Source organism: Pseudomonas sp. B21-048 (assembly GCF_024748615.1).
Classification (GTDB): Bacteria; Pseudomonadota; Gammaproteobacteria; order Pseudomonadales; family Pseudomonadaceae; genus Aquipseudomonas.
Genome location: NZ_CP087168.1, coordinates 931,698 through 957,740, shown reverse-complemented (window position 1 = coordinate 957,740; position 26,043 = coordinate 931,698). Strand labels below are relative to the sequence as shown.

Genomic DNA, 26,043 nt, shown 5'->3' with positions numbered 1-26,043 from the left:
ACGGGCCAGCCATTCGGCGGCACTGACCTGGTCTTTGATGCTGTGTGGCGATTGGACAGAAGCTACGCTCACGGCAAGAATTCTCTTTTTTATTTTTCTGGTTTCTTATTGTTTTTACTGCGTTACAGCAGTCTAGTCAGCCCCCGGATTTCAGGTAGTTGCATTGGCAGCCAGCTTGATGGCCGAGCGAGTCAGTGCACGGGTGAGTCTGGATCCATGTCAAAGCACTCGCCGCCCATAAAGGCGCGAGCAGGCGGTCAGCCCCGCAAAACACTGACCAGTTCCGCCAGCCAAGGCTCGGCGTCGGTTTCCGGGGTCACGGTTTCGCTGGCGTCCAGACGCAGCATCGGCAGGACTTCGCGCACGCCCAGTTCACCGAACAATTCACGCATTTGCTCACCGCCACCGCAGAACGTATCGCCGTAACTGGAGTCGCCCAAACCGATCACCGCGCCCGGCAAACCACGCCAGGCCGCCGGCAACTGATCGCGGATAGCGAAATACAACGGATGCAGATTGTCCGGCAACTCGCCCATGCCGGTGGTCGAGGTCACCGCCAGAAATGCTTCGGGGCCAAACGCCTGAATATCGGCGAGTGTCGCGCGGGGGTTGTGGCAGGTTTCAAAACCGGCGGCGTTCAAAATGCTTGCAGCGTGGCGGGCGACTTCTTCAGCCGTGCCGTACACCGAGCCGGAAAGGATGGCGACTTTCATCAATCTGATCCTGAAGCTGAGTAAAAGGTCGAGATATTAACAGCACGTCCCGCATTGATCTTTTAGAATGCAGCGTATCAATCCATACGCAAAGGACTCTGCGATGATCAATGCCTCATTGCTGCAAATGGTGATCGATGCGTCCAATGACGGCATCGTGGTTGCCGAAAAGGAAGGCGAACAGGACAACATTCTGATTTACGTAAACCCGGCGTTCGAGCGCCTGACGGGTTATACCCGCGAAGAAATCCTCTACCAGGATTGCCGTTTTTTGCAGGCAGGCGACCGGGATCAGGCAGCCCTCGCATCGATTCGCCAAGCACTGGGCAATGAGGGTTCCTGCCGGGAAATCCTCAGGAACTACCGCAAGGACGGCACCCCGTTCTGGAACGAACTGTCGCTTGCCACGGTAAAAAATCCGCACGACGGCCAGACCTATTTTGTCGGGGTGCAGAAAGACATCACGGTTCAGGTCAAGGCGCAGCAGCGAGTCGCGCAGCTTGAAGCGCAATTGGCCGAGGCACAGGCAGAAATTATCGCACTCAAAACGACGAACGGCTCAAACCAATCCGCGAATTAGTGGTCATTTACTACAATCACCGATGACTTTGTAATTATTCCTTTCGAGCAAATCATGCAGCGCGACGCACTCCTGACGCAGGATGAGCTGGATTTTATCCAGAACATGCAACACAACCCGCAACTCAATGTGCGGGATGCGACGTCGAGCCTGCTCGTCAACGGTGGTTCGCAGATTCGTGACTTACTCACACGCCTGGCCGCTCATGAGCAAGTTACCATCCAGGCCAATTTCGAAAATCAGCAAATAACCTTCCCGTTGCACCTGGTGGAAGATGAATTTCATGCCATGCATCTGCGCCTCGGCGTCCCCAGCATCTATGAAGACGGGCCGATGATCAGGCCTTGGCGCCTGGCGCTCGAAGAGCCGGTGGCACTGGAAAATGCCAAGGGCCAGCCCGGCACGATGTGGGTGCACGAAATTTCGTTCAAGGGAGTTTTGCTGGAAGTTCGCAACAAGACCAAGGCGCCCAAGCACTTCGCGTTGTGGTTCAGCCCCTCAGGTTATGAGCGGATTGCGTTGCGCGGCACTTTCGAGCGTGAAACCGAGCAGGGTTTCTATGCCTATGAGTTAAGCCAGAGCGACACGGACGAAACCGAGCGCCTACGTCAGTACATTCTTCAGCAGCATCGTCTGACGCATCCCGCCCTGCATATCTGATCTCTGCGTCTACTTACGCTCATGTATCCAGGTTGCCCGCCAGGAACTGTTTCAGACGTTGGCGCATCAGCCCCCCCTCGCGTCCCAGACACCCGATTGACGATCCGGCGAGGCTCTCCTGTGCCAGGTCCGATGCATCCCCGGCCAGCAACACCTGACAATCCAGGCTCATCGCCAAGCGTTTCAAACGTCGAGGCAATTCGCCGGCCGGCGCGTGATTGGAAACCAGCACCAATGCCTGGGGGTTGACCTTCTCACAAACCAGGATCAATTCGTCGAAGGGCTGGCCAATCGCCAACAACTGAATAGCCGAATCGACACTGCTCAGATACAGCGCAGTGACCAGCATTTCGAGTTCACTACATTGGTCGGCCAAGGCGCAGACAATCACTCGTCGCGGTTGCATGACACGTACCAGCAGCAGGCGTTGCAACACTCGAGAACGCAGAAAACCATCCAGGAAAAGCCACTCGCTGGTCTGACCGAATGCTTCATGGCGTTGGACCAATAGCTTCCAGACCGGAATCAGAATGTCCTGAAACACCACTGTCAGCGGGTAACTGGAAAAAATCTGACCGTAGACTTGCTCCAGTTGAACTTCATCAAAAACACTCACCGCAGCCTTGACCCGCTGCTGCCATTGGCCGTAGTCGTCCTGAACGAGTTCGTTGGGAATGATCTGCGCCAGCACCCTGAGCGGTTCGGTCTTGGCCAGTATCTTGCCGATTTTGCTGACCGCGACGCCGCGTTCTATCCAGCCGAGGATGCTGCGAACACGCTCGATATCGGTCATCGAATACAAACGGTGCCCGCTTGCGGTGCGCGTCGGCTGGATCAGTCCGTAGCGTCGCTCCCATGCTCTTAGCGTGACCGGGTTGACCCCGGTCAGGCGCGCGACCTCACGGATCGGAAACAGCTCTTCTCGCATCAACGAGGTATTGGGGGGCGAGCCAGGAGCAACGTCAGTCAGCACAGCCATCTTGGGATTTACGTCCATGTATAAAATCTCGATACATTTAACGCTCCTACCCCGCTAGCATTCAAGACGTTGATATACGACGAAGGTCGCTGACGTTATCGTCAGAATCAGGAATAATCCTTGCTTGTCCCGAGACGCAGCCCACCACCCCGGTGCTGTGTCTGGCGAAGCTCTTACCCGGAGCGACGCGTTAGTAATATGGAGATACACAATGTCTACCTCACCCGTCACGCTGATGGTTGCGCGCCGCGTCGCCAATGGGCGTTATCAGGACCTGATGGCCTGGTTGCGCGAAGGCGAACAACTGGCCACCGACTTCCCCGGTTACCTCGGCTCTGGTGTGCTCGCTCCACCGCCCGAAGACGACGAATTCCAGATTATCTTTCGCTTCGCCGACGAGCAGACCATGAACGCCTGGGAGCATTCCGCATCGCGCACTGCCTGGCTGGGACGCGGCAGTGATCTGTTTGCCAACCCCTCGGAGCATCGGGTCAGTGGCATTGATGGCTGGTTCGGTGCGGTCGGTCAACGTCCGCAACGCTGGAAACAGGCCGTGGCTATCTGGCTGGCGTTCTTCCCGGTTTCCCTGCTGTTCAACTTTGTATTGGGGCCGCTGCTGGCTGAAACAGGTTTGCTGACCCGCGTGTTTGTCAGCACCCTATGCCTGACGCCGTTGATGGTCTATTTCTTCATTCCGCTGTCGACGCGCCTGCTGGCCGGGTGGTTGCACACTCCATCTGCGCGTCGGTTGCCCGCAGCACCCACCACCCAAAATCAATAATCCCCATGTAGGAGCGACGCGATCGCAGGACGTAGGTGAACAACTCTCGTCGCTGGTATAGTTTTGCTCTTACCGCGACGCGAGCCGTTCATGACCTCTTCCGTAGCCCCAATCCTCATCACCGGTGCCGGACAGCGTGTCGGTCTGCACTGTGCGCAGCGTTTACTCGAAGACGGCCATCCGGTCATTTTCAGCTACCGCAGCGAGCGCCCGGGTGTGCAAACCCTTCGTGATCTTGGGGCGAGCGCGGTGTTTGCGGACTTTTCCAACGAGGCTGGAATCCTTGCGTTCATCGGCGAACTGAAAAACCACACCGACAGTTTGCGGGCGATTGTCCATAACGCTTCTGAATGGCTGGCCGAAACCCCGGGCACCGAAGCCGCAGCCTTCACCCGCATGTTCAGCGTGCACATGCTGGCGCCCTACCTGATCAACCTGCACTGTGCTGACTTGCTACGGCGTTCAAGTCCCGCCGACATCGTACACATCAGCGATGATGTGACCCGCAGAGGCAGCAGCAAGCATATCGGCTACTGCGCCAGCAAAGCCGGGCTCGACAGCCTGACCCTGTCCTTTGCCGCGAAATACGCGCCCGGCATCAAGGTCAACGGTATCGCCCCAGCCCTGCTACTGTTCAATCCCGACGACGACGCGGTGTACCGCGCCAGGGTTCTGGCCAAATCGGCACTGGGCATCGAGCCCGGCAGCGAAGTGATCTACCAGAGCCTGCGCTATTTGCTCGACAACCCTTATGTCACCGGCACGACCCTGACCGTCAACGGCGGACGGCACGTCAAATAAGCCGCTCCCGCGAGGATGTCCCATGACGTTATTTCTGCCTCAGAACACCCTGTCCCAGAGTTATCGCGAAATCCTGATCGGCCTCGGTGAAAACCCCGACCGCGAAGGACTGCAAGACACCCCGGTTCGCGCCGCCAAGGCGATGCAATACCTGTGTCATGGTTACGAACAAAGTGTCGAAGAAATCGTCAACGGCGCGCTGTTTGCCTCAGACAACGATGAAATGATCATCGTCGACAACATCGAGCTGTACTCGCTCTGTGAACATCACATGCTGCCCTTCATCGGCAAGGCTCATGTGGCTTATATTCCAACGGGCAAGGTGCTGGGCCTGTCGAAGATTGCGCGGCTTGTGGATATGTTCGCCCGCCGACTGCAAATCCAGGAAAACCTCACCCGGCAAATCGCCGACGCGGTGCAGCAAGTGACCGATGCCGCCGGAGTCGCGGTGGTCATCGAAGCCCAGCACATGTGCATGATGATGCGCGGCGTCGAAAAACAGAATTCGACCATGAACACCTCGGTGATGCTCGGCGCCTTCCGCGAGTCGAGTAATACCCGCCAGGAGTTCCTGCAATTGATTGGACGGAGCAAGTAGCAATGCCACAACTTCAACCAGGAATGGCACGCATCCGGGTCAAGGACCTGTGTTTGCGAACTTTCATCGGGATCAACGAGGACGAGATCCTCAACAAGCAGGATGTGCTGATCAATCTGACCATTCTGTACGCCGCCCAGGATGCAGTGCGTGACAACGATATCGATCATGCCCTGAACTACCGCACCATCACCAAGGCGATCATTGCTCATGTGGAGGGCAATCGCTTTGCCCTGCTCGAACGCTTGACCCAGGAGGTGCTGGATCTGGTCATGGTCAACGAGTCGGTGCTGTACGCCGAAGTCGAAGTCGACAAGCCCCACGCCTTGCGCTTCGCCGAATCGGTATCGGTTACGCTCGCGGCAAGCCGCTAAGCTTCAAGCTTCAAGCTTCAAGCGGTAAGCTAAAGAGCACCGCAACCCATCTTGCAGCTTGAAGCTTGCCGCTCAAAGCTGTCTCGCAGAGACCCCCATGAACGATCAACAACGCCTGGAACTTGAAGCCGCCGCCTTTCGCCGGCTGGTTGCCCACCTGGACAGCCGCAAGGACGTGCAGAACATCGACCTGATGAACCTCTCGGGTTTCTGCCGCAACTGCCTGTCCAAGTGGTACAAGGCCGCTGCCGACGAACGCCAGATCGACGTCAGCCTCGATGAAGCCCGCGAAGTGGTTTACGGCATGCCGTACGCCGAGTGGAAAGCCCAATACCAGAAAGAAGCCAGCGCCGAGCAACAAGCGGCGTTCGCCAAAGGAAAACCCAATGAGTGATTTGAACACCCTGCGCGCCAGCCTCAAGAGCGGCGAACACGCTTTCGCCGATACCTTGGCGTTCATTGCCGCCGGTTACGACTATCAGCCCCAGGCGTTCAATAACGGCGGCGTGGAAAATGCCGCTGGGCAGAACGAGGGTTCGTGCAAGACCCTGGGTCTGGCATTGCTGGAAGGCTTGAGTGACGAAGAAGCGCTGTTGGCATTTGGCGAGCATTACCGCTCGGTAGTGGCCACGCCGGAAGGCAGCGATCACGGCAATATCCGCGCGCTGATCGCCCATGGCTTGGCCGGTGTGAAGTTCACTCAGCAGCCGCTGACTCGCCGCTGACTGAAGCCCGCAAAACATTCATGAGTGACACTGAACCTGTGGCGAGAGAGCTTGCTCCCGTTGGACCGCGCAGCGGTCCCCTTCTTTTTTAAGATAAGCAGGGTCGCTTCGCGACCCAACGGGAGCAAGCTCCCCTCGCCACAGATTATGCGTCGCCATCGATCGGGGCACATCCCGACTTTTAATATTGACCCGGCAACTTTATTTCGTTTGCCGGGCACCTCTGCTCGCGGCTTAGATAAAAAGAAGCATCCCTTCTTCTGAGTCCAGTATCCATGAGCAGCGAAAACATCAGTCGGTCAATCAACATCGTTCATCCCGTCACGCTCAGCCACGGCAAAAACGCCGAGGTCTGGGACACCGACGGTAAACGCTACATCGACTTTGTCGGCGGCATCGGCGTGCTGAACCTCGGCCATTGCCACCCGCGCATCGTCGAGGCCATTTGCGAACAAGCCACCCGGCTGACCCACTACGCGTTCAACGCCGCCCCGCATGAGCCTTACCTCGAACTGATGGATCGCCTGACAGCGTTTATTCCGGTGGATTACCCGGTCAGCGGCATGCTCACCAACAGCGGTGCGGAAGCAGCGGAAAACGCCCTGAAGATCGTCCGTGGCGCCACCGGTCGCACGGCAGTCATCGCCTTCGACGGCGCCTTCCACGGTCGCACGCTTGCCACCCTCAACCTCAACGGCAAAGTCGCGCCCTACAAACAGAAGGTCGGTGTGCTGCCGGGGCCGGTGTACCACCTGCCCTTCCCCAGTAAAGACAATGACGTGACTTGCGCCGAGGCCCTGAAAGCCATGGAGCGGCTGTTCAGCGTCGAGATCGACGTTGAGGACGTGGCCTGTTTTATTGTCGAACCGGTTCAGGGCGAAGGTGGTTTTCTGGCGATGGACGTGGAATTCGCCCAGACGCTGCGACGCTTCTGTGATGACAAAGGCATCCTGTTGATCGCCGATGAAATCCAGTCCGGCTTCGGTCGTACCGGCCAGCGGTTTGCGTTCTCACGATTGGGTATTGAACCGGACCTGATCCTGCTGGGCAAAAGCATTGCCGGCGGCGTGCCGCTGGGGGCGGTTGTCGGGCGTAAGTCGCTACTCGACAACTTGCCCAAGGGCGGATTGGGCGGCACCTACTCGGGCAACCCCATCGCCTGCGCCGCCGCGTTGGCGACCCTGGACGAAATGAGTGACGTGCATCTGCACGCCTGGGGTGCGCAACAGGAAGAGGCGATTGTCAGCCGCTACGAATCCTGGCGAGCTCGCGAACTGTCACCGTATCTGGGCCGTTTGACCGGCGTCGGCGCAATGCGTGGCATCGAGCTGATCAATGCCGACGGCTCGCCAGCCTCGGCGCAACTGACACAGTTGCTGGCTCTTGCACGAGATTCGGGCTTGCTGCTGATGCCCAGCGGCAAGTCGCGCCACATCATTCGGTTGCTGGCGCCGTTGACGACTGAGGCCACCGTGCTGGAAGAAGGGCTGGATATTCTTGAGGCGTGCCTGAAGAAACTGGCCTGACCCCAAAGTCCCACAGGTATTTTGATCGGTAATAAATCGCACGCACAAAAAAACCGGCCAAGGCCGGTTTTTCATTTCTACGGAATCAGAACGAAACGTTCTGCAGGCCGTCGAGGTAACGCTCGGTGTCCAGTGCCGCCATGCAACCGGCACCGGCCGAGGTGATGGCCTGACGGTAAACGTGGTCAGCCACGTCACCGGCGGCGAAGATGCCTTCGACGCTGGTGGCCGTTGCGTTGCCGTCACGGCCGCCCTGCACAACCAGGTAGCCGTCTTTCAACGTCAGCTGACCTTCGAACAACGAAGTGTTCGGGGTGTGGCCGATGGCGATGAACACGCCGTCGACTTTCAGCTCGTCGAAGCTGCCGTCGTTGTTCTTCAGACGAGCACCGGTCACGCCCATGTTGTCGCCCAGCACTTCGTCCAGGGTCGAATTCAGCTTCAGGATGATCTTGCCTTCGGCAACCCGGGCATTCAGCTTATCGATCAGGATCTTCTCGGCGCGGAAAGTTTCGCGACGGTGGATCAAGGTTACGGTGCTGGCGATGTTGGCCAGGTACAGGGCTTCTTCCACAGCAGTATTACCGCCACCGACCACAGCCACTGGCTTGTTGCGATAGAAGAAACCGTCGCAAGTTGCGCAGGCCGAAACGCCTTTGCCCATGAACGTTTCTTCCGACGGCAGGCCCAGGTAGCGGGCGCTGGCGCCGGTAGCGATGATCAGTGCGTCGCAGGTGTAAGTCGCGCTGTCGCCAATCAAGGTGTATGGCTTGGCGGCGAAGTCCACGGCATTGATGTGATCGAACACGATCTCGGTTTCAAAGCGCTCGGCGTGCTCTTTCATCCGCTCCATCAGCGCCGGGCCGGTCAGACCGTGGACATCACCCGGCCAGTTGTCAACTTCGGTGGTGGTGGTCAATTGACCGCCAGCCTGCATGCCCGTGATCAGCAGTGGCTTGAGGTTGGCACGAGCCGCATAGACCGCGGCGCTGTAACCGGCAGGGCCGGAACCGAGAATAATCACTCGCGAATGACGAACTTCAGACATGACCTGCTCCTGTTGACCGGCCCGAAACACTGGGCGCGGAACGCCGGATTGCCGGCGGGAATAAAAAAGGACCGTTGAAAGCACTTGGGGAAGGCTTGGGCTCGACAGTCCTGTAAAAGAATGGGTGCAGCGTATCGAGGGGGCGAAGATTAAGGAAATACGGTTTAACAATCCAGCTCATAGGCGGTCTCTATGTCGTTGCAGTGAATGTATAGACGCCTTTGTTACAGTTAATGTCGATGCCGCTACCGCGCTTTCGCCTGTCAGGCAAAGCCGGTAAGGTCGGCGCGTTTACCCTTTGCTCGGAGCACGTTATGCCCGCCCCCGTTCTGTCTGGCCCGCAATACCTGCGCGAGGGCCTCAAGCTGGTCCTGAGCCCCAGCCTGCGCTTGTTCGTGTTGTTGCCGCTGGCAATCAACCTGGTGCTGTTCGTCGGATTGATCTATCTGGCCGGCCATCAGTTCAGTATGTGGGTCGATACGCTGATGCCGTCCCTGCCCGATTGGCTGAGCTTTCTCAGCTACATCCTCTGGCCGATATTCGTCGTGTTGGTGGTGTTGATGGTGTTCTTCACCTTCACCATGCTGGCCAACGTTATCGCCGCGCCATTCAATGGCTTCCTGGCGGAGAAAGTCGAAGTGGTGGTGCGCGGCACCGACGACTTCCCGGCCTTCAGTTGGGGCGAACTGATCGCCATGATCCCGCGCACCCTGTCCCGGGAAATGCGCAAGCTCGGCTATTTCCTGCCCAGGGCCATCGGGCTGTTCATTCTGTCGTTCATCCCGGTGGTCAACATCATCGCCGCGCCGCTGTGGCTGTTGTTCGGGGTGTGGATGATGGCGATCCAATACATCGATTACCCGGCGGACAACCACAAACTCGGCTGGAACGAAATGCTCGCCTGGCTGCGGCAGAAACGCTGGCAGAGCATGAGTTTTGGCGGGAGTGTTTATCTGGTGTTGCTGATTCCGGTGGTCAACATTCTGATGATGCCGGCGGCGGTGGCTGGGGCGACGTTGTTCTGGGTGCGTGAGCGTGGCGCGGAAAATCTGGTGGCAGAGCGCCGCTGATCGCGTCACAAATGCATCACTCAACCGTCACAATGACGACATGGCCTCAGCCGACACTGAGGTCATGACGACAACTCTGCATATCACCCTGATCACCGAAACCTTCCCCCCGGAAATCAACGGCGTGGCCAATACCCTTGGCCGCTTGTTCGATGGTTTGCGCGCGCGCGGGCATCAGGTCGAGTTGGTGCGGCCACGCCAGGATGGCGACCCGCTCATAGGCAGTAACGATGAATTGCTGTTGTGTCAAGGCTGGCCGTTGCCGGGTTATCCCGGCCTGCAGTGGGGTCAATCTTCGATGCACAAACTGCTGCGACGCTGGAAACGCCATCGCCCGGACGTGTTGTACATCGCCACCGAAGGACCGTTGGGGTTGTCCGCATTGCGCGCGGCACGGCGCTTGGGGATTTCGGTGGTCAGCGGCTTTCATACCAATTTTCAGCAGTACTCCAGCCAGTACGGCCTCGGGCTGCTGACGCGCTTACTGACTCACTACCTGCGCTGGTTTCACAATCACTCGACCCTGACCCTGGTGCCCAGCACCAGCCAGCGGCTGGAGCTGGAACGCCGCAGTTTCGAGCGCCTGGCGTTGCTCTCTCGAGGCGTCGACAGTCAGTTGTTCCATCCGGCCAAACGGCTGAAACCGCTGCGCGAGCAATGGGGACTGGCCGAGGATGATATTGCCTTCATCCACGTAGGACGCCTGGCCCAGGAGAAGAATCTTGGCTTGCTCAAGCGCAGTTTCGACACGCTGAAAATGACTTATCCACAACGAAAAATGAAATTGATTGTGGTCGGTGATGGTCCGCAACGATCGATGCTGGAGAAGGAATTGCCCGAGGCGATTTTCTGTGGCTCACAACGCGGCGAAGCCTTGGCCAGTCACTATGCGTCGGGGGATGTGTTTCTGTTTCCGAGCCTGACCGAAACCTTCGGCAATGTGGTGCTTGAGGCATTAGCCTCGGGGCTGGGGGTGGTGGCGTACGATCAGGCCGCGGCGGCCCAGCATATTCGCCATGGCTACAACGGCGTGCTGGCCATGCCCGGGGATGAAGAGGCGTTCTGCGATGCGGCACGTTGGCTGCTGGAGGAGCGCGAAACCTTGCGTTGCGTGCGTCTTAATGCGCGCCAGCATGCGAGTCGTCAGGGGTGGGCGGCGATTATCGAGCAGTTCGAGGGGCAGTTGCGCGGGGCTTGTGTTGGGGAGCAGGTGGTTCCTGATGCACAGACATTACCCTGAATCCTTGATGACATTGAGTCAGACTTCGCGAGCAAGCCCGCTCCCACCTTGATCGCATTCCCCTGAGAGAACTCGGTCAAATGTGGGAGCGGGCTTGCTCGCGAAGGCGTCAGTCCAGTCGCCGCTTAAACCAGCGTCATCAACGCCTCACGGCTAAACGGCAGAATATCTTCCTCACGACCGTCCCGCACTTTCTGCGCCCAGTCCGGGTCCACCAACAATGCACGCCCCACTGCCACCAGATCGAACTCATCGTTGTTCAAACGCTCCAGCAGTTTTCCCAGGCTGGCCGGTTGCGCGATCTTGTCGGTGTTGACCATGAATTGCAGGAACTCGCCATCCAGGCCGACGCTGCCGACGGTGATGGTTGGCTTGCCGGTGAGCTTGCGGGTCCAGCCGGCCAGGTTGAGTTCGGAACCGTCGAATTCCGGCTCCCAGAAACGCCGCGTCGAGCAGTGGAAAATGTCCACTCCGGCGTCGGATAACGGCTTGAGGAATTCACCTAAGGCTTCCGGGGTTTGCACCAGGCGCGCGGTGTAGTCCTGCTGCTTCCACTGGGAGAAACGGAAGATGATCGGGAAACCCTCACCGACCGCTGCACGCACCGCCTGAATCAGTTCGATGGCGAAGCGCGAACGGTTCGCCAGGCTGCCACCGTATTCGTCAGTGCGCTGATTGCTGCCTTCCCAGAAAAACTGGTCCACCAGATAACCGTGGGCCCCGTGAATTTCCACGCCGTCCATGCCGATGCTCTGAGCGTCTTTGGCAGCCTGGGCGAACGCGGCGATCACCTCCTGAATGTCCTGCTGGGTCATGCCGTGAACCACGACTTGACCGTCCTTCAATTTCTCCGACGGACCGTAACCCGGCACGCTGGCGTCCGGCTCGGTGCCGATGCGTCGCACGCTGCCCACATGCCACAGCTGCGGAACGATTTTGCCGCCTTCGGCATGTACCGCATCGACGACTTTCTTCCAGCCGGCCAATGCCGCTTCGCCGTAGAAGTGCGGCACGTTCGGATAGCCGTTGGAGGCCTTGTGACCGACAGTGGTGCCTTCGGTGATGATCAGCCCAACCCCGGCGGCGGCACGACGACGGTAGTACTCGATCACTTTGGAGTTGGGTACACCACCTGGCGAAAACGAGCGGGTCATCGGCGCCATGACAACGCGGGTCGGCAACTCGAGAGCGCCTAGGTGAAAAGGCTTGAACAGGGCTTTGACTGGCATGGGACGCTCCACGAGACATAGACTTTATGACGGCGATAATATGGAGGATCGCAAGGCTTGAACAGCACTATTGATTTGGGTGATTAAGGATTAAAAGACAGAAAACATTTGTAGGAGCGAGCGGTGCGGCGATCCGAGTTGCCCGCGAAGGCGTCAGGTCAGTCAGTGATGATGTCGACTAACGGCCGTCTTCGCGGGCAACTCGGATCGCCGCACCGCTCGCTCCTACACAGAGGGGAAACTCAGCCCAGCGCTTTTTCGATCGCCTGGACGACCGAATGATCATCCGGCGCCGTTCGAGGCGAGAACCGCGCCAGCACGCGACCGTCCTTGCCCAACAGGAATTTCTCGAAGTTCCAGGTGATGTCACCCGGGAACTCCGCGCCCTCGCCCGCCAATAAACGGTACAACTGATGACGCTCATGACCGTTGACTTCCAGCTTGCTGGACAACGGAAAGGTCACGCCATAGTTGAGGCTGCAGAAATCCTGGATCTCTTGTTCGGTGCCCGGTTCCTGCCCTGCAAACTGGTTGCATGGCAAGCCCAGCACACTGAAACCCTTGTCCTTGTATTGCTGGTAGAGTTTTTCCAGCGCCGCGTACTGTGGGGTCAAACCACATTTGGAGGCGACGTTGACCACCAGCACGACACGCCCCTTGAAGGGCGCCAGAGGTAGCTCCTGACCATCCAGGGCTGTCAGTTTAAGGTCGTGAAAAGCACTCATGACGAACTCCAAATTCCCGTGTTCTTCTCGAAACAGCCACTTGGCGGTGCCATCAAGGACAGCCGCGGACTAAAAAGGCGCCCTCGGGCGCCTCTCCAGATCTCGAAAGCTTAGCGCAGAAAATCAGTGGTGATGGCCACCTTCGCCATGGACGTGACCATGAGCGATTTCTTCCTGGCTGGCGTCACGGATGTCGATGATCTTGACCTGGAAATTCAGGCGCTGACCGGCCAACGGGTGGTTGCCGTCGACAGTGACATCGTCGCCGTCCAGATCGCGAATGGTGACGATCTGCATCTGGCCGTCCGGAGCGGAAGCGTGGAACTGCATGCCCACTTCCAGTTCGTCGACGCCTTCGAACATGCTGCGGCTCAAGGTGCTGACCAGTTCGGCAGCGTATTCGCCGTAGGCATCTTCAGGTTCTACAGCGACAGTCAGTTCGTCACCGACTGCTTTGCCTTCCAGTGCCTTTTCCAGGCCCGGGATAATATTACCTGCGCCTTGCAGGTAGACCAGCGGCGCGCCGCCGGCGGAGCTGTCGATGACCTCACCAGCGTCGTTGGTCAGGGTATAGTCGATGGAGACAGCCTTATTGGCGGCGATCAGCATGGGGCGAGACCTTTTGCATAAGAATATAGAAAGACCAAGTTTAGCGAAGCAATCGCCCGAAAGCGAACACAACCCGGACAGACGGGGCGCGACGAAAGTTTCGCTCGTCACCGGCTTTCATCAGGATGAGGAAGGGCACTGGGTCGCCGAACTTTCCTGCGGCCATACCCAACACCTGCGGCATCAGCCTCCGTGGCAATCCCGGGCCTGGGTGCTGGACCCTTCGCTGCGTAATGAAAAAATAGGCCAGCCCTTTGATTGTGGTTGGTGCGCACAAGGCTCGGTTAGCGATAACCTTGGCGACTGAATTTCGGTAGATCGTCAGATATAGATGATCACCTGGCGGCCACGGCTGCCCACATGCACTTCCAGAGAATCCGCATGCAAACTTTTTTTATCGCGCCCACCGATTTTGGTGTGGGTCTGACCTCCATCAGCCTCGGGCTGGTGCGTACGCTTGAGCGGGCCGGTCTCAAAGTCGGCTTTTTCAAACCGATTGCCCAGCCGCACCCGGGCGACACGGGCCCTGAACGCTCCACCGAATTGGTAGCGCGCACCCACGGTTTGAAACCGCCTCAGCCGCTGGGCCTCGCCCATGTCGAGCGGATGCTCGGCGACGGTCAGCTGGACGAGTTGCTCGAAGAAATCATCACCCTTTATCAGCAAGCCGCTGTCGGCAAGGACGTGCTGATCGTCGAAGGCATGGTCCCGACCCGCAGCGCCAGTTACGCGGCGCGGGTCAACCTGCATTTGGCCAAGAGCCTGGACGCCGACGTGATTCTGGTCTCGGCACCGGAAAACGAAGTGCTGACTGAATTGTCCGGCCGAGTGGAGTTGCAGGCGCAATTGTTCGGCGGGCCAAAAGACCCGAAAGTCCTTGGCGTAATCCTCAACAAGGTCAAGACCGACGAAAGCATGGACGCCTTCGCCTCGCGCCTGAAGGAGCACTCGCCGTTGCTGCGCAGTGGCGACTTCCGCCTGCTCGGCTGCATCCCGTATCAACCGGAACTGAACGCGCCGCGCACCCGCGACGTGGCCGATCTGATGAGCGCTCAGGTGCTCAACGCCGGCGATTACGAAACCCGGCGCATGACCAACATCATCATCTGCGCCCGCACCATGCGCAACACCGTGGAGCTGCTCAAGCCCGGTGTGCTGGTGGTGACTCCCGGCGATCGGGACGACATCATCCTCGCGGTCAGCCTCGCGGCGATGAACGGCGTGCCCCTGGCCGGTCTGTTGCTGACCAGCGACACGCTGCCCGATCCGCGCATCATGGATCTGTGCCGTGGCGCCTTGCAGGCCGGCTTGCCGGTGTTGTCGGTTAGCACCGGTTCTTATGACACCGCCAACCAGTTGAACGGTTTGAACAAGGAAATCCCCATCGACGACCGCGAACGTGCGGAGATCATCACCGATTTCGTCGCCGGTCACCTCGACGCCAATTGGTTGCACCAGCGCTGCGGCACTCCACGGGAAATGCGCCTGTCGCCAGCGGTGTTCCGCTACCAACTGATCCAGCGTGCCCAGGCCGCCAACAAACGCATCGTGTTGCCCGAAGGCAGCGAGCCGTTGACCGTGCAAGCTGCGGCGATTTGTCAGGCGCGCGGCATTGCCCGTTGCGTGTTGCTGGCCAAACCGGCGGACGTCGAAGCAGTCGCCCGCGCCCAAGGCATCGAGTTGCCACCGGGCCTGGAAATCCTCGACCCGGACTTGATTCGTGAGCGCTACGTCGAGCCGATGGTTGCACTGCGCAAGACTAAAAGCCTCAACGCGCCGATGGCCGAACAACAATTGGAAGACACTGTGGTGATCGGCACCATGATGCTGGCGCTGGATGAAGTCGATGGGCTGGTGTCCGGAGTCATTCACTCCACCGCCAACACCATCCGACCAGCCCTGCAACTGATCAAGACCGCGCCGGGCTGCACGCTGGTGTCTTCGGTGTTCTTCATGCTGTTTCCGGAGGAAGTGCTGGTTTACGGTGACTGCGTGATGAACCCGCACCCGAGTGCCAGCGAACTGGCCGAGATCGCCTTGCAAAGCGCCGATTCGGCGGCGGCGTTCGGTATCACTCCGCGCGTGGCGATGATCAGTTACTCCAGCGGTGAATCGGCCAGCGGCGAAGAAGTCGAAAAGGTTCGCGAGGCCACATTACTTGCCCACGAACAGCAACACTCGCTGCTGATCGACGGCCCGTTGCAATACGATGCCGCCGCCAACGAAACCGTGGCCAAGCAACTGGCACCGAACAGTCAGGTGGCTGGCCGCGCTACGGTGTTCGTGTTCCCCGACCTGAACACCGGCAACACCACCCACAAAGCCGTGCAGCGCAGCGCCGACTGCGTCAGCCTCGGGCCGATGCTGCAAGGCCTGCGCAAACCGGTGAACGACTTGCCGCGCGGCGCGCAGGTCGACGACATCGTCTACACCATCGCGTTGACCGCGATCCAGGCCGCCAACCGACCTATGGATGTTTAAATGCTGGATTTTCTCCCTGCCCCCCTGCGCGGCGTGATCGCCTCGTTGTTGTTGGCGCTGAACACGATATTGCTGTGTTCGTTTCTTTTCTGCGTGGCGCTTTTCAAGGCGTTGCCATTCGCCCTCACCCAGCGCATCGCGCGCTGGCTGATGAGCCATACCCATGAAGCCTGGATCAGCAACAACAAAGGCTGGATGAATCTAGTCTGCCGCACACGCTGGCACATCAGCGGTCTGCAAGGCCTCGACTATCAGCACTCGTACCTAATCACCAGCAACCACCAGAGCTGGGTCGACATCATGGTGTTGCAGTACGTGCTCAACCGCCGCATCCGCCCGCTGAAGTTTTTCCTCAAACAGCAACTGATCTGGGTGCCGGTAATTGGTCTGGCGTGGTGGGCTCTCGGTTTCCCGTTCATGAAGCGATACTCCAAGGCCTATCTGGAAAAGCATCCAGAGAAGAAAGGCAAAGACCTGGAAACCACCCGCAAGACCTGCGACAAGTTCCGCAATAACCCGGTGGGGATTTTCAACTTCGTCGAAGGCACACGCTTCACCAAAGGCAAGCACGTACAACAGGGTTCACCGTTCCGCTATCTGCTCAAGCCGAAAGCGGGCGGCATTGCCTTCGTGCTGGATGCCATGGGCGATCAGCTGGAGTCGATCGTCAATGTGACCATTCACTACCCGGCTGGGCGTCCGGGTTATTGGGATTTGCTCTGTGGGAATGTGAAAGACGTGGTGGTGCATTTTCAGGAGCTGAAGATTCCACCGCAGTTCGTCGGCAAGAACTACGACCAGGACGGTGTGTATCGCCTGGAGTTTCAGGGTTGGATCAATCAGCTGTGGAATGACAAGGATGCGCTGCTGGGGCAGATGCACCGGGAGTATCCGTCTAACTGATCATTCCCACGCTCCGCGTGGGAACGATCATCTCAAGAACAAAAAAAACCCGCAGACGATCACTCATCTGCGGGTTTTTTATTGGCAGCTAACGCTTAGATCGCGCCACGCTTACGCAGCAGATCCAGCACTTGCTTGACGCTTTCTTCCAGCGACAGCGACTGGGTGTCGATCACCAGATCGGCATTCAGCGGCACGTCGTACGGGAAGGATTCGCCCGGGATGTTGTCGCCACCCGCCGCGTACAGACCTTGCGGATCACGTTCGGCACAGACCGTCGGAGAGGCCTGGACGTAGACCGTCAGCAGACGCTCCTTACCGATCAGTTCCCTGGCCTGCTCACGACCTTCAGCACTCGGCGCAACGAAGGCTGCCAATGTCAGCAAACCGGCTTCGTTGAACTGACGCGCAACGTGCGCCGCGCGACGCCAGTTTTCGGTACGCCCGGCACGATCGTTTGGCAGACCTTTGTTGAGGTCGTGGCGCAGGTTCTGGCCATCGAGCACAAACACCGCACGACCCAGGTCGAACAACTTGCGTTCAACCGCGTAGGCCAGGGTGCTTTTGCCAGCGCCCGACAGGCCGCTGAACAACACGGTGGCCGGTTGCTGACCGAAGCGCTGGGCACGTTCTTCGGTAGCCACGTGAGCCAGTTTGCCGTGGTGGGTGCTGGTGCCATGGCTCAACGGCTGGGCGATGATCATGCCGGCTGCGACCGTGCCATTGGTCAGTCGATCGATAACGATGAACGAACCGGTGGTGCGGTTGCTATCGTAACCGTCCAGCGCGATGGCCGCGTCGAGGCTGATCTTGACCCGACCGATCTCGTTCAGCTGCAGCGAGCTCGCCGGCCCTTCGGCCAAGGTGTTCACGTCCACGCGATTGACGATGCTGGTGATCGAACCCGGCACGTAAGTGGTGGCGCGTTTGATGTCGTATTTCTTGCCCGGCAGCATCGGTTCTTCAGCCATCCACACCAGCATGGCGTCGAAGGCGTCGGTCACTTGTGGCTGGTTGTCGGCGTGCACCAACAAGTCGCCACGGGAGATATCGATCTCGTCTTCCATGGTCAGCGTCACCGCTTGACCAGGACCTGCATGCTCCAGCTCACCTTCGAAGGTGACAATGGATTTCACGCGGCTGCTCTTGCCCGACGGCAACACAACGACTTCATCGCCCTTGTGCACGATGCCGCTGGCCAGGGTGCCGGCGAAACCACGGAAGTTCAGGTTCGGACGATTGACGTACTGCACCGGGAAACGCAAATCGGTGTAGTTACGGTCATTGGCGATTTCGACGGTTTCGAGGATTTCCATCAGCGACTGGCCGGTGTACCACGGCGAGCGCTCGGACTTGTTCACGACGTTGTCGCCCTTGAGCGCGGACATCGGCACGAACGCCATGGTGGTCGGCTTGAACGCGATGCCTTCGGCGAACTTCAGGTAATCGGCCTTGATCGACTCGAACACGCTTTCGTCGAAGCCGTTGAGGTCCATCTTGTTGATGGCGACAACGATGTGCTTGATGCCCAGCAACGAGGCGATAAAGCTGTGGCGACGGGTCTGGGTCTGCACGCCGTAACGGGCGTCGACCAGGATGATCGCCAGGTCACAGGTGGACGCACCGGTGGCCATGTTGCGGGTGTACTGCTCATGGCCGGGGGTATCGGCGATGATGAATTTGCGCTTGGCGGTGGAGAAATAGCGGTAGGCGACATCAATGGTGATGCCCTGCTCACGCTCGGCCTGCAAGCCGTCGACCAGCAACGCCAGGTCGATGTCTTCGCCAGTGGTGCCGACTTTTTTCGAGTCGCGGGTAATGGCTTCCAGGTGATCTTCGTAGATCATTTTGGAGTCGTGCAGCAGACGCCCGATCAGGGTGCTCTTGCCGTCGTCGACGTTGCCACAGGTAAGAAAGCGCAGCATTTCCTTGCGTTCGTGCTGGCCCAGATAGGCGAGGATGTCCTCGCTGATCAAATCAGATGCGTGCGACATGACAACCCCTTAGAAATAACCCTGACGTTTCTTTTCTTCCATCGAACCTGCGCCATCGTGATCGATGACTCGGCCCTGGCGTTCGGAAGTTCGCGTCAGGAGCATTTCCTGAATGATGTCGGTCAGGCTGGTGGCCTCGGACTCGACCGCACCGGTCAACGGGTAGTCGCCCAGCGTACGGAAACGGACCTTCTTCTTGACGATGCGCGCCTTGTCTTCGTCGCTCAAGTGATTGAGCAGGCGCTCGTCGTCGATCATGATCCAGGTGCCATTCATCTCGATAACGTCGCGCTCTGCGGCGAAATACAGCGGCACGATCGGGATGCCTTCGAGGTAGATGTACTGCCAGATGTCCAGCTCGGTCCAGTTCGACAATGGGAATACGCGGATCGATTCGCCCTTGTTGACCTTGCCGTTGTAGACGTTCCACAACTCGGGACGCTGGTTTTTCGGGTCCCAGCGGTGCTTGGTGTCACGGAAGGAATACACGCGCTCTTTTGCTCGGGATTTCTCTTCGTCGCGACGGGCGCCACCGAATGCCGCATCGAAGCCGTACTTGTCGAGGGCCTGTTTGAGGCCTTCGGTCTTCATGATGTCGGTGTGCTTGGCACTGCCGTGGGTGAGCGGGTTGATACCCTGCGCAACACCCTCGGGATTCACGTGCACCAGCAGGTCCAGGCCGAGTTCTTCGACCATGCGGTCGCGGAACGCGTACATTTCCTTGAACTTCCACTGGGTGTCGACGTGCATCACCGGAAACGGAAGTTTGCCCGGGAAGAATGCCTTGCGCGCGAGGTGCAGCATCACGGCGGAGTCTTTACCGACGGAGTACAGCATCACCGGGTTATCGAACTCGGCGGCGACCTCGCGGATGATGTGGATGCTTTCGGCCTCCAGCTGTTTCAGATGCGTCAGTTTGTCGACCATGGCTACTCACGAAAACGATCTTATGGACGGCCGGCGGGCCGTGTTCGAGCGGGGAATCCTAGCACAGCGTCCCCTTCTAATCAGGACCACGGCTAGATCGAAAGAGTATATGAATATACCTGCCCGTTCGGGTGTTCGAGGATCGGTGTGGGAGCCGGTGTTCATCAAAAATCCGCCCGTCAGATGGGGTTCGGGCAATCGATGAAGATGTGCTCGAGGGCGAAACGTCGCGCCAGGTAATCACCCAAAGCCTGCACACCATAACGCTCGGTGGCGTGGTGACCGGCGGCGATGAAGCTGATGTCGTTTTCCCGGGCGCTGTGGAACGTCTGCTCGGAGGCCTCGCCGCTGAGGTACAAGTCGACGCCAGCCAACACCGCCTGATCAATGTAACCCTGGCCGCCACCGGTGCACCAGCCGACCCGACGAATCATCTCGCTACCTTCGATCAACAATGGCTCGCGCCCCATGACTTCCTGCACGCGACGGGCGAAATCGCGAGGGGTCATGGGCTCGCTCAACGAGCCGACCAGGCCAACGACTTTCAGATCGTCCGGATCAAGCGGGCCTTCAACAGTGATATCCAGTTGCCGGGCAAGCTGCACGTTGTTACCGACTTCCGGGTGCAGATCCAGCGGTAAGTGATAGGACAGCAGGCTGATATCGTGCTTGAGCAAGGTTTTCAACCGGCGCTGCTTCATGCCGGTGATGCACGGGTTCTCGCCTTTCCAGAAATAGCCATGATGCACCAGCACCAGATCGGCCTGGGCCTCCACCGCAGCGTCCAGCAACGCCTGGCTGGCGGTGACACCGCTGACGATGCGCATCACTTGCGGCCGGCCTTCGACCTGCAAACCGTTGGGGCAGTAATCGGCGATCTTCGAACTGGCAAGATAGCGGTCGGCTTCTTCGACCAGGGTGCTCAGGGCGACGGCCATAAAAGACTCCTAAATATCCCGTTCAGAGGCGCGCGCGGCCTCGTATAATGCGCGACATTATGGGCGGTCTCACACCGCCTGCAACCTCTGTAGGACGTGCTTAATGCTCAAGGCGCTGCGTTTTTCCGGCTGGCCGCTGTTGGCCGGCGTGCTTATCGCTCTATTGATTATGCAGCGTTATCCGGAGTGGGTCGGGCTACCGAGCCTGGACGTCAATCTGCAGCAAGCCCCGCAAACCCTCGGTCTGCAGCAGGGCCCGGTGTCCTATGCCGACGCGGTGACCACGGCCGCGCCGTCGGTGGTCAACCTGTACACCACCAAAGTGGTCAACAAACCCAGCCATCCGTTGTTCGAAGATCCGCAGTTCCGCCGCTTCTTCGGCGACAACTCGCCCAAGCAGAAGCGCATGGAGTCGAGCCTCGGTTCGGGCGTGATCATGAGCCCGGAAGGTTACCTGCTGACCAACAACCATGTGACCAGCGGTGCCGACCAGATCGTGGTGGCGCTCAAGGATGGCCGTGAAACCCTGGCCCGGATCATCGGCAGCGACCCGGAAACCGACCTCGCGGTGTTAAAGATCGACCTGAAAAACCTGCCATCGATCACCGTCGGCCGTTCCGACAATATCCGCATCGGCGACGTGGCCCTGGCCATCGGCAACCCGTTCGGTGTCGGCCAGACCGTGACCATGGGCATCATCAGCGCCACCGGGCGCAATCAGCTCGGGCTGAACAACTACGAAGACTTCATCCAGACCGACGCCGCGATCAACCCCGGCAACTCCGGCGGTGCGCTGGTGGACGCCAACGGCAACCTGACCGGCATCAACACGGCGATCTTCTCCAAGTCCGGCGGTTCTCAGGGCATCGGCTTCGCGATCCCGGTCAAACTGGCGATGGAAGTGATGAAGTCGATCATCGAACACGGTCAGGTGATTCGCGGCTGGCTCGGCATCGAAGTACAACCGTTGAGTCAGGAACTGGCGGAATCGTTTGGTCTGTCAGGACGTCCGGGGATTGTGGTCGCGGGGATTTTCCGTGACGGCCCGGCGCAGAAGGCTGGCCTGCAACTGGGCGACGTGATCCTCAGCATTGACGGTGAACCGGCCGGCGACGGTCGTAAATCAATGAATCAGGTGGCGCGAATCAAGCCGACCGACAAGGTCACCATTCAGGTCATGCGTAACGGCAAAGAACTCAAGCTCACGGCAGAAATCGGTCTGCGTCCGCCACCCGCGCCGCTCAAGGAAAAAGAAGAGGAGTAAGCGGTAGGCGCTGCCGAAGGTTCGGGCCGCGTTCGGACGATCTTTTACGCCCTCGGTAGCTCCGTAACTCCACAACTGTTAACAGCAGACATTCTCATTGGGCATGTTATATTGTTCCAACACCACTGTTGGAGCAACCTGACATGTCGCCTCGAACAATCGCCTCCCCCGCAGGCCTGGCCCTCGGCTTGCTGGCGGATCCGGTCTTCGCCGAAGAATCGCATGGACGCCATCAACGTCACCTCCGACTACGAATCCCCCAGCGGCCCGGTCAAGGGTTACCGTGCGACGCGCTCTTCCAGCGCGACCAAAACCGACACGGCCCTTCGCAATATCCCGCAATCGATCAGTGTGACTCCCGTCAGTGTGCTCAAGGATCTGGTCAGCACCAGCGTCGAGCGCACTGGATTTTGGACGAGAAATACTTCGAACGCTCTTCCGGCAATTACTGGGTCAGTCCCGGTGAGCCGCGCGATTTCACTGTCAGCCTGACACTCAATCTGTAAAAGGAAAAATCACCATGCAACAAGCCAAACCACTGATTCTGCTGGGTCTGCTCGGCGCGATGTTCACCACTCACGCCTCAGCCCATGGCCTGTGGACCGAACAACGTCGCGGCAACATCGAAGCCATCTACGGTGATGGCGCTGAGGACAACGCTTTCAAGGCGCAGAAAATCAGCGGCGCCTGGGCCTACGACACGGAGGGCAAGATGATCCCGGTTACCGTGGAACGCCTGGCCGACCATGCTCGCCTGCAACCACTCAAACCGCCTGCGGCGCTAGCCGTCGCACTGGACAATGGCATGTGGTCGCTGACCGCCGACAAAAAGTGGATCAACGAAGGACGCAGTAAGGTCCCAGGAGCGATTGAGTCGACCGAGACGTTCAAATACAGCCTGGCGATTTACCAGCCGGGGGTGAAGTTGCCGAAGCTCGATCAGATGAAATTGGTGATTTTGCCGGAAGTCGATCCGCTGACGGTCGGGCCTGGCAAGTCGTTGCCGGTTCGAGTGCTATTGGACGGCAAGCCGGCGGCGGGCGTGAAGTTGGTGGGCGACTATCGCAGCGCGCCAAGTACCTTGAGCACCGAGACCGACGCAGAGGGTCGGGCGCAAGTATTGGTGCGTAATGAGGGGTTGAATGTGATTGCGGCGCAGGTGGAAGTACCGGTGAAGAATAGCCCGGATGTGAGCAGTCGCGGACTGTTCACGTCGCTGACCTTCCTTGGCGAACCGCATCACGAATAACCCACAAAACCCTGTAGGAGCGAGGCTTGCCCGCGAAGAACGATTACACGGCTTACCTGTTACACCGAGTTATCGTTCTTCGCGGGCAAGTTGGATCGCCGCACCGCTCGCTCCTACGGGATCAGCGGCGAATTATAGGTCGCCCAGTCCGTCAATCAGTGCCTGATTCTGTCCTGGCGTACCGATGCTGATCCGCAGGAACTGGGCAATCCGCTCCTGCTTGAAGTGCCGAACGATCACACCTTGTTCGCGCAACTTCGCCGCCAGCCCTGCCGCGTCGTGCTTCGGATGACGCGCAAAGATGAAGTTCGCCGCCGACGGCAATACGTCAAACCCCTTCGCTTCCAACTGCGCGACCACCTTCTCGCGACTCTCGATGACCAACCGGCAGGTCTTGCCGAAATACTCGCGATCCTCGAACGCCGCCGCAGCCCCGACAATCGCCAGACGATCCAGCGGGTAGGAGTTGAAGCTGTTCTTGATCCGCTCCAGCGCCTCGATCAGGTCTGGGTGCCCCACCGCCAGGCCAACCCGCAGGCCCGCCAGCGAACGGGACTTGGACAGGGTCTGCGTCACCAACAGGTTCGGATAACGGTCCACCAGCGTGATCGCCGTTTCACCGCCGAAATCGATGTAAGCCTCATCGACCACGACCACCGAATCCGGGCTGGCCTTGAGGATTTGCTCAACCGCGTCCAGCGCCAGCAGGCAACCGGTTGGCGCATTCGGGTTAGGGAAAATAATCCCGCCGTTCGGCTTGGCGTAGTCCGCCGGGTTGATCTGGAACTGTTCATCCAGCGGCACCGCGTCGAACTCGATGCCGTACAACCCGCAGTAAACCGGGTAGAAACTGTAGCTGATATCCGGGAATAGCAGCGGCTGATCGTGTTGCAACAAACCGTGGAAAATGTGTGCCAGGACTTCATCGGAACCGTTGCCGAGGAACACCTGATTGCCCTGCACGCCGTAGTACTTGGCAACAGCCTGCTTGAGCAGGTCGCTGTTCGGGTCCGGGTACAGACGCAGGTTGTCGTTCAGTTCGGTCTGCATCGCGGCCAACGCTTTGGGCGATGGACCGTACGGGTTTTCGTTGGTGTTGAGCTTCACCAGTTTCGCCAGCTTCGGCTGCTCGCCCGGCACGTAAGGCACCAGGTTCTTGACGAAGGGACTCCAGAATTTACTCATGCTTAGTTGCCCTTCTTATCGTCAACGATGCGGTATTCGGCGCTCCGCGCGTGAGCGGTCAGCGATTCGCCACGGGCCAGCACGGAAGCGGTTTTACCCAGTTCGGAGGCACCCTGCTCGGAGCAGAAGATAATCGACGAACGTTTCTGGAAATCGTAAACACCCAGCGGCGAAGAGAAGCGCGCGGTGCCGGACGTCGGCAACACGTGGTTCGGACCTGCGCAATAGTCACCCAAGGCTTCGGACGTGTGACGGCCCATGAAGATCGCGCCGGCGTGACGAATCTGCGGCAACCAGGCCTGCGGGTCGGCGACCGACAACTCCAGGTGTTCTGGCGCGATACGGTTAGCCACTTCGATGGCTTGCTCCATGTCGCGAACCTTGATCAGCGCACCGCGACCATTGATCGAGGTTTCGATGATTTCGGCGCGCTCCATTGTCGGCAGCAGTTTGGCGATGCTGGCGGCAACCTTGTCGAGGAACACGGCGTCCGGGCTGACCAGAATCGCTTGGGCGTCTTCGTCATGCTCGGCCTGGGAGAACAGGTCCATGGCAATCCAGTCCGGATCGGTCTGGCCGTCACACACCACCAGAATCTCCGACGGGCCGGCGATCATGTCGATGCCGACTTGACCGAACACGTGGCGCTTGGCGGTGGCGACATAGATGTTGCCCGGGCCAACCACCTTATCGACCTTCGGCACGCTTTCGGTGCCGTAAGCCAGCGCCGCAACGGCCTGGGCGCCGCCGATGGTGAACACCCGGTCAACGCCGGCAATGCAGGCTGCGGCCAGCACCAGTTCGTTGATTTCGCCGCGCGGCGTCGGCACGACCATGACCACTTCGGTCACGCCGGCAACCTTGGCCGGAATTGCGTTCATCAGCACCGAGGACGGGTACGACGCCTTGCCGCCTGGCACATACAGACCGGCGCGATCCAGCGGCGTGACCTTCTGGCCCAGCACCGTGCCGTCGGCTTCGGTGTAGCTCCAAGAATCCTGTTTCTGTTTTTCGTGGTAGCTGCGCACGCGGGCCGCGGCTTTTTCCAGGGCTTCGCGCTGAGGCACGGTGATGCGGGTCAATGCCAGCTCCAGGCGTTCGCGCGGCAGGATCAGGTCTGCCATGGAGGCGACTTGCAGGCCGTCGAACTTCTGGGTGAATTCCACCAGCGCCGCGTCGCCACGCTCGCGCACAGCCTTGATGATGTCCAGCACCCGCTGATTGACCGAGTCGTCAGACACACTTTCCCAGCTCAGCAGATGATCCAGATGATGTGCGAAATCCGGGTCAGCAGCGTTGAGTCGGCGAATTGCAGTCGGTGCGGTCATAGCGAGAGCCTCATAGGATTGGCAAAAACTCAGGCGCCCGAAGCTAACATTCGATCCGCTTGGGCACCTGAGAATTCTGGCTATGAGGCGGATAGACGGCGCGACTCAAGGTCGCG

27 protein-coding genes and 1 pseudogene are annotated in these 26,043 nt (G+C 59.1%); 17 read left to right on the top strand and 11 right to left on the bottom strand.

Going from position 1 to position 26,043, the window contains the following annotated elements; genetic code table 11:
- Positions 1 to 257: 257 nt before the first annotated feature.
- Complete coding sequence (locus tag LOY56_RS04275) at positions 258 to 713, bottom strand: flavodoxin (protein WP_258620115.1); 456 nt, start codon at positions 711 to 713, stop codon at positions 258 to 260.
- 103 nt (positions 714 to 816) lie between these two features.
- Between LOY56_RS04275 and LOY56_RS04270 the strand changes: the two genes are divergently transcribed.
- Entirely contained in the window at positions 817 to 1,293 is a 477-nt protein-coding gene (locus LOY56_RS04270; RefSeq protein ID WP_258620114.1) for a PAS domain-containing protein, read from the top strand.
- Between the two features lie 54 nt (positions 1,294 to 1,347).
- Positions 1,348 to 1,953, top strand: coding sequence for a hypothetical protein (locus LOY56_RS04265; protein WP_052965544.1), 606 nt, complete (start codon positions 1,348 to 1,350; stop codon positions 1,951 to 1,953).
- Between the two features lie 19 nt (positions 1,954 to 1,972).
- Here LOY56_RS04265 and LOY56_RS04260 read toward each other — a convergent pair whose 3' ends face one another.
- Complete coding sequence (locus LOY56_RS04260; RefSeq protein ID WP_258620113.1) at positions 1,973 to 2,950, bottom strand: MerR family transcriptional regulator; 978 nt, start codon at positions 2,948 to 2,950, stop codon at positions 1,973 to 1,975.
- 193 nt (positions 2,951 to 3,143) lie between these two features.
- Here LOY56_RS04260 and LOY56_RS04255 point away from each other — a divergent pair, with 193 nt between their 5' ends.
- The 7 genes from LOY56_RS04255 (at position 3,144) to LOY56_RS04225 (ending at position 7,737) form a co-directional block, all read left to right on the top strand.
- The gene (locus tag LOY56_RS04255; protein WP_258620111.1) at positions 3,144 to 3,713 is read left to right on the top strand and encodes an antibiotic biosynthesis monooxygenase; all 570 of its coding nucleotides are present in this window, start codon (positions 3,144 to 3,146) and stop codon (positions 3,711 to 3,713) included.
- Between the two features lie 90 nt (positions 3,714 to 3,803).
- Entirely contained in the window at positions 3,804 to 4,514 is a 711-nt protein-coding gene (gene folM, locus LOY56_RS04250) for a dihydromonapterin reductase (RefSeq protein ID WP_095055671.1), read from the top strand.
- Positions 4,515 to 4,536: 22 nt separating this feature from the next.
- On the top strand, positions 4,537 to 5,112 hold the full coding sequence (gene folE / locus LOY56_RS04245) for a GTP cyclohydrolase I FolE (protein ID WP_095055672.1): 576 nt from the start codon (positions 4,537 to 4,539) through the stop codon (positions 5,110 to 5,112).
- 2 nt (positions 5,113 to 5,114) lie between these two features.
- Positions 5,115 to 5,486, top strand: a complete 372-nt coding sequence (folX, locus tag LOY56_RS04240; RefSeq protein ID WP_258620110.1) for a dihydroneopterin triphosphate 2'-epimerase — start codon at positions 5,115 to 5,117, stop codon at positions 5,484 to 5,486.
- 97 nt (positions 5,487 to 5,583) lie between these two features.
- The gene (locus tag LOY56_RS04235) at positions 5,584 to 5,880 is read left to right on the top strand and encodes a DUF1244 domain-containing protein (RefSeq protein WP_223486204.1); all 297 of its coding nucleotides are present in this window, start codon (positions 5,584 to 5,586) and stop codon (positions 5,878 to 5,880) included.
- Positions 5,873 to 6,211 (top strand): HopJ type III effector protein, encoded by a 339-nt coding sequence (locus LOY56_RS04230; protein WP_027924562.1) that lies wholly within the window; start codon positions 5,873 to 5,875, stop codon positions 6,209 to 6,211. Before LOY56_RS04235 ends, LOY56_RS04230 begins: the two co-directional genes overlap by 8 nt.
- 275 nt (positions 6,212 to 6,486) lie before the next feature.
- Positions 6,487 to 7,737 carry an aspartate aminotransferase family protein gene (locus LOY56_RS04225; RefSeq protein WP_258620109.1) on the top strand — a complete coding sequence of 417 codons (1,251 nt, stop codon included), beginning with the start codon at positions 6,487 to 6,489 and terminating at the stop codon, positions 7,735 to 7,737.
- Positions 7,738 to 7,822: 85 nt separating this feature from the next.
- On the opposite strand, the gene trxB is transcribed toward LOY56_RS04225, so the two are convergent.
- Positions 7,823 to 8,785 (bottom strand): thioredoxin-disulfide reductase, encoded by a 963-nt coding sequence (gene trxB, locus LOY56_RS04220; RefSeq protein ID WP_258620107.1) that lies wholly within the window; start codon positions 8,783 to 8,785, stop codon positions 7,823 to 7,825.
- Between the two features lie 314 nt (positions 8,786 to 9,099).
- On the opposite strand from trxB, the gene cysZ reads away from it, so the two are divergent.
- Both cysZ and LOY56_RS04210 read left to right on the top strand, forming a co-directional pair.
- Positions 9,100 to 9,855, top strand: coding sequence for a sulfate transporter CysZ (cysZ, locus tag LOY56_RS04215; RefSeq protein WP_258620106.1), 756 nt, complete (start codon positions 9,100 to 9,102; stop codon positions 9,853 to 9,855).
- A gap of 40 nt (positions 9,856 to 9,895) precedes the next feature.
- Complete coding sequence (locus LOY56_RS04210; RefSeq protein ID WP_258620105.1) at positions 9,896 to 11,095, top strand: glycosyltransferase family 1 protein; 1,200 nt, start codon at positions 9,896 to 9,898, stop codon at positions 11,093 to 11,095.
- A 125-nt stretch (positions 11,096 to 11,220) separates the two neighbouring features.
- Here LOY56_RS04210 and LOY56_RS04205 read toward each other — a convergent pair whose 3' ends face one another.
- The 3 genes from LOY56_RS04205 to LOY56_RS04195 all read right to left on the bottom strand — a co-directional run bounded on the left by LOY56_RS04205 (position 11,221) and on the right by LOY56_RS04195 (position 13,658).
- A complete protein-coding gene (locus LOY56_RS04205; protein ID WP_258620103.1) occupies positions 11,221 to 12,324 on the bottom strand; it encodes an NADH:flavin oxidoreductase in 1,104 nt (367 codons plus the stop codon).
- Positions 12,325 to 12,566: 242 nt separating this feature from the next.
- Positions 12,567 to 13,049, bottom strand: a complete 483-nt coding sequence (locus LOY56_RS04200) for a glutathione peroxidase (protein ID WP_258620102.1) — start codon at positions 13,047 to 13,049, stop codon at positions 12,567 to 12,569.
- A gap of 123 nt (positions 13,050 to 13,172) precedes the next feature.
- Positions 13,173 to 13,658: a peptidylprolyl isomerase gene (locus LOY56_RS04195; RefSeq protein ID WP_007901600.1), complete on the bottom strand. Its 486-nt coding sequence runs from the start codon at positions 13,656 to 13,658 to the stop codon at positions 13,173 to 13,175.
- Between LOY56_RS04195 and LOY56_RS04190 the strand changes: the two genes are divergently transcribed.
- From LOY56_RS04190 to LOY56_RS04180, 3 genes are all read left to right on the top strand, one after another.
- The gene (locus tag LOY56_RS04190) at positions 13,627 to 13,965 is read left to right on the top strand and encodes a DUF3565 domain-containing protein (protein WP_258620100.1); all 339 of its coding nucleotides are present in this window, start codon (positions 13,627 to 13,629) and stop codon (positions 13,963 to 13,965) included. The genes LOY56_RS04195 and LOY56_RS04190 overlap by 32 nt on opposite strands.
- Before the next feature lie 74 nt (positions 13,966 to 14,039).
- A complete protein-coding gene (gene pta / locus LOY56_RS04185; RefSeq protein WP_258620099.1) occupies positions 14,040 to 16,139 on the top strand; it encodes a phosphate acetyltransferase in 2,100 nt (699 codons plus the stop codon).
- Positions 16,140 to 17,042 carry an acyltransferase gene (locus tag LOY56_RS04180; protein WP_258620098.1) on the top strand — a complete coding sequence of 301 codons (903 nt, stop codon included), beginning with the start codon at positions 16,140 to 16,142 and terminating at the stop codon, positions 17,040 to 17,042.
- 95 nt (positions 17,043 to 17,137) lie between these two features.
- Here LOY56_RS04180 and cysN read toward each other — a convergent pair whose 3' ends face one another.
- The 3 genes from cysN to LOY56_RS04165 all read right to left on the bottom strand — a co-directional run bounded on the left by cysN (position 17,138) and on the right by LOY56_RS04165 (position 20,901).
- Entirely contained in the window at positions 17,138 to 19,036 is a 1,899-nt protein-coding gene (gene cysN / locus LOY56_RS04175; RefSeq protein WP_258620097.1) for a sulfate adenylyltransferase subunit CysN, read from the bottom strand.
- A gap of 9 nt (positions 19,037 to 19,045) precedes the next feature.
- Complete coding sequence (cysD, locus tag LOY56_RS04170) at positions 19,046 to 19,963, bottom strand: sulfate adenylyltransferase subunit CysD (protein ID WP_008008639.1); 918 nt, start codon at positions 19,961 to 19,963, stop codon at positions 19,046 to 19,048.
- Positions 19,964 to 20,142: 179 nt separating this feature from the next.
- The gene (locus tag LOY56_RS04165; RefSeq protein ID WP_258620096.1) at positions 20,143 to 20,901 is read right to left on the bottom strand and encodes a Nif3-like dinuclear metal center hexameric protein; all 759 of its coding nucleotides are present in this window, start codon (positions 20,899 to 20,901) and stop codon (positions 20,143 to 20,145) included.
- Between the two features lie 103 nt (positions 20,902 to 21,004).
- On the opposite strand from LOY56_RS04165, the gene algW reads away from it, so the two are divergent.
- The 3 genes and pseudogenes from algW to LOY56_RS04150 all read left to right on the top strand — a co-directional run bounded on the left by algW (position 21,005) and on the right by LOY56_RS04150 (position 23,414).
- On the top strand, positions 21,005 to 22,165 hold the full coding sequence (algW, locus tag LOY56_RS04160; RefSeq protein WP_258620095.1) for a Do family serine endopeptidase AlgW: 1,161 nt from the start codon (positions 21,005 to 21,007) through the stop codon (positions 22,163 to 22,165).
- Between the two features lie 143 nt (positions 22,166 to 22,308).
- A pseudogene (locus tag LOY56_RS04155) lies at positions 22,309 to 22,567 on the top strand (TonB-dependent siderophore receptor); the annotation flags it as partial.
- A 118-nt stretch (positions 22,568 to 22,685) separates the two neighbouring features.
- Positions 22,686 to 23,414 (top strand): DUF4198 domain-containing protein, encoded by a 729-nt coding sequence (locus LOY56_RS04150; RefSeq protein ID WP_258620094.1) that lies wholly within the window; start codon positions 22,686 to 22,688, stop codon positions 23,412 to 23,414.
- 132 nt (positions 23,415 to 23,546) lie between these two features.
- Here LOY56_RS04150 and hisC read toward each other — a convergent pair whose 3' ends face one another.
- Together hisC and hisD are read right to left on the bottom strand one after the other, a co-directional pair.
- Positions 23,547 to 24,599: a histidinol-phosphate transaminase gene (gene hisC, locus LOY56_RS04145; protein ID WP_258620093.1), complete on the bottom strand. Its 1,053-nt coding sequence runs from the start codon at positions 24,597 to 24,599 to the stop codon at positions 23,547 to 23,549.
- A 2-nt stretch (positions 24,600 to 24,601) separates the two neighbouring features.
- The gene (hisD, locus tag LOY56_RS04140) at positions 24,602 to 25,927 is read right to left on the bottom strand and encodes a histidinol dehydrogenase (protein WP_258620091.1); all 1,326 of its coding nucleotides are present in this window, start codon (positions 25,925 to 25,927) and stop codon (positions 24,602 to 24,604) included.
- Between the last annotated feature and the right edge of the window lie 116 nt (positions 25,928 to 26,043).